This window comes from Kitasatospora putterlickiae (genome assembly GCF_039527695.1).
GTDB classification, from domain to species: Bacteria; Actinomycetota; Actinomycetes; order Streptomycetales; family Streptomycetaceae; genus Kitasatospora; species Kitasatospora putterlickiae.
In genome coordinates this window covers 14,590-17,986 of record NZ_BAAAKJ010000190.1, presented here as the reverse complement: position 1 = coordinate 17,986, position 3,397 = coordinate 14,590, and the positions used below count along the sequence as shown (strand labels likewise).

The following is a 3,397-nucleotide window of genomic DNA, read 5'->3' as shown; positions in this document are numbered from 1 at the left end:
CTGCTCCAGGGGTTCGCCGCCGCTGACGGTGAGGCCGTCGAGGCCGTCGGCGAGCGCGGCCCGCCACAGCACGGCGAACCGCTCGACGGTCAGCTCCCGTCCGGTGGAGGGGTTCCAGGTGTGCCGGGACATGCAGCCGGGGCAGGCCAGCGTGCACCCCTGGAACCAGACGCCGAGCCGCCGGCCGGGGCCGAGCGCGGTCACCGGCCGCGAGACCTGGGCGACCAGCGCGATCTCCCGGGCTCCGGCGGCGACGACGGCGTCACCGTTCAGCCCGGCCACCGCTCGACCTCCAGCCGGTAGCCCTCGCCGTCCCCGTCGCCCTCCACGGCGACCACCTCGATGCGCTCGCCGCGCCGGGGCGGGGTCCGGAAGACCTCCTTGGCGAGCGGGTTGACCAGCGCCGACTCGACGGCGGTCAGCACGCCGCGCCCGCCGTGGTCGAGCCGGCGGGTGGCCTCGACCCGCAGCACCTCCCAGGCGTCGTCGGAGAGGGCGAGCGCGGCGCCGTGGACCTCCTGGACGCGGGCCGCCACCGAGGCGATGGCCTTGTCCAGGATGCGCGGCACCCACTTCTCCTGCATGAAGTCCATCGGGATGAAGTTGTCGCCGAAGCGGTTGCGCAGCTCGGGCCGTTTGATCTGGTCGTTGAAGAAGACGTCGAAGGCCTCGCGCAGGGCCTGACGGACCATCACCGGATCGTCGTGGCGGTTGAACGCCCGCCCGGTGGTGCGGGGCGCGGTGGCGCCGGCCCCGTCCGCGCCGCGTGCCGCCTCGGGCCCGGGCTCCTCGCCCGCCCCGCTCCCGCTCCCGCCCGTCGCGCCCTCGCGGTTCGGCTGGTCGCCCATCGTGACGGCGGTGACGCCGAGGTTGGAGGTGAAGATCAGCACGCACTCGGTGAAGTAGACGGTGGCGCCGCGCCCGTCGGTGAGCCGGCCGTCCTCCAGGATCTGCAGGAAGAGGTCGAACAGCCGCGGGTTGGCCTTGTCGATCTCGTCGAAGAGCAGCACGCTCATCGGGTTGGCCCGGACGGCGTTGGTGAGTTCGCCGCCCGCGTCGTGGCCGACGAAGCCGGGCGGGGCGCCGATCAGGCGGTCCCTGGCGTGCTCCTCGGCGAACTCGCTCATGTCGAAGCGGATCGGCCGGGCGTCCTTGCCGAGGATCATCTCGGCGACGCCCTTGGCGAGTTCGGTCTTGCCGACACCGGTCGGACCGGAGAGGAAGAGCGTGCCGCGCGGCCGGCTGGGCGAGCTGGACGCCTGGGCGCCGTTGAGCCCGGCCGCCGAGCGCGTGAAGACCTCCAGGGTGCGGCGGACGGCGTAGGGCTGGCCGATCACCTTGCCATTGAGGAACTCCTCGCCGCCGGCGATGCGTTCGCGCAGCGCGGCGGTCGCCCACGGGTTGTCGAGCACGCCGATCCGGTACAGGCGGGCGGCCTCGTCGAGCCGTTGCACCGGCAGACCACGGTCCAGGGCCATCCGGCCGATCGCCATGACCTCCGAACTGCCCATGCCGTGTGAGGAGTCGGCGAGCGCCTTGGACGCCGTCGCGGTCTCCGCCTCGGTGAGGGTCGGCCCGCCGGTCGCCGCCTGGTAGCGGGCGAGCCCGCCGACCACGTGCCGGGCGGCGGCCAACCGCTGGTCGTGCGGCGGCTGCGGCACGTTGATCACCCGCAGGGCGCGGCTGCCGACCGCGAACTCCCTCGGCAGCTCCTCCTGCCGCTCCACCACCCAGAACACCGTGTTGTACGGCGTCACCGCGCTCGCGCCCTGCACCGGGCGGGCCGTGTGGCCCAACTCCTCGGCGGCCGCGAAGAACCGGGCGGCCTCCCCGGCTACGGGCGCCTGCGGGGAGCCGAGCCGGCCGGCGTACGGGACGACCAGCGCGATCGGCGGGCCGGGGTGCTGGACGACGCCGACCATCGCGTCGCGCAGGCGGTCCAGCAGGTCCAACTCGTCGTCGTCCTCGCCGGAGCCGCCGCCCTCACGAGAACCGCCGTTCCCACCGGCGCCGTTCCCACCTGCGCCGCCCCCGCCGGAGCCCGCCGGGCCCGCGCCGCCGCCGCGCCGCCAGCGCTCGTCGCGCTCGACGAAGTCCCGGATCACCTGGGGGATCTGCTCCGGGGTGGCGCTCAGCCGCAGCAGGGCGATGCGGTCGTTGACCTGGTCGACGAAGGCGATCGCGCCGTAGCCGCGCGCCGCGCAGATCGACTCGATCACCCCGCCGAGGCTGTACGGCGCGAGCGTCGCGCTGCTGCCGGCGGCGTGGTCGTCGGGCAGCAGGTACTGGTCGCGGACGTTGCCGGTGAGCAGCACCTGCGGGTAGACGGTGAGCGCCATGTCCAGTTCGCGGATCCAACTGGGCGTGGCGGGGCCGGGATTGTCCTCGGCGGGTGGCGGCGGGGCGTCCTTGCGCAGGTCCGCGCGGTCCGCGGGTGGGGGCTCAGCGGTCACGGTGACGCTCCTGCGGTTGGGTGCGGACGCCGGTCGACTCGTTCCCGGCGCCGCCCGCCTTCCTGCGGCGACGCGGCGGGGCGGCCTCGGACGGCGGCTGCGGCCACCACCCGCCCGGGACGAAACCGGCGGCCAGCGCGCCCGGCGGCATCGCGGACGTCCGCTCCAGCCGCACGCCGCGCTGCCGGACGCCGTCCTCGATGGCGGGCAACTGCTCGTCGCAGAACCACCGCTGGACGGCCTCGTCCCGTTCCTCGTCCTGCTCCCGGTCGCCGCTGCCGGAGTCGTCGCGGCGGACCACGGCCGTGGACAGGGTCGCCCGGTCCGGCGCCAGCACCAGCCGCAGCCCGTACCCGGAGGCGGGCGGCTCGCCGTCCGTCTCCCCCGCCCGGGCCGCCGCCCGTCCGGTGTCCGGGTCGCCGAACGGCACCACCACCTCGCCGTCCTCGGCGAGCAGGTCCGCGAAGCCGTCGCCGACCCGGTAGTCGCGGGCGCGCAGCACCTCGGCGAGCGCCTCCGCCACCGGCGCGCGGTTGCGGCGCGCGTCGGCCCGGGCCACGGCCGCCTCCACGGCGGGCCGCAGGTACGCGGGGTCCTCGGCGGCGGCGAGGTCCGCGACCAGGCGGTCCCGGTCGGCCGGCTCGGCGTCCTGGGCCAGTTCCACCAGGGCGGCGCGCAGTTCGGCGCGTTCCTCCTCGCGGGCGCGGCGCCGCACCGAGTGCTGGACGAGCGCGGCGAGGTCGGTGAGTGTGGTCCGCACCTCGGAGACGGTGCCGGCGGCCTTCAGCGAGCGCACCAGGGCCGCCACCCGTTCGAGGTCGGCCGGGTCGCAGCGGGGCACATCGCGGTCGAGGATCGTCTGCGCCTCGGCGAGGGCGCCGGCGCGGACCCGCTCGGTCCGTTCGGCCCGCTCGCGCTCGGCGGCGCCGGCCGCGGCGGTGGCG

2 protein-coding genes and 1 pseudogene are annotated in these 3,397 nt (G+C 76.0%); all 3 read right to left on the bottom strand.

The window, feature by feature from the left end; genetic code table 11:
- Positions 1-282 (bottom strand): 4Fe-4S cluster-binding domain-containing protein (locus tag ABD308_RS19205; protein WP_344336153.1); only part of this gene is annotated, 282 nt, incomplete at its 3' end.
- Positions 270-2,453: an AAA family ATPase gene (locus tag ABD308_RS19200; protein ID WP_344336151.1), complete on the bottom strand. Its 2,184-nt coding sequence runs from the start codon at positions 2,451-2,453 to the stop codon at positions 270-272. The genes ABD308_RS19200 and ABD308_RS19205, both read right to left, overlap by 13 nt.
- Positions 2,443-3,397: pseudogene (locus ABD308_RS19195) on the bottom strand (hypothetical protein); the annotation flags it as partial. The gene ABD308_RS19200 and the pseudogene ABD308_RS19195, both read right to left, overlap by 11 nt.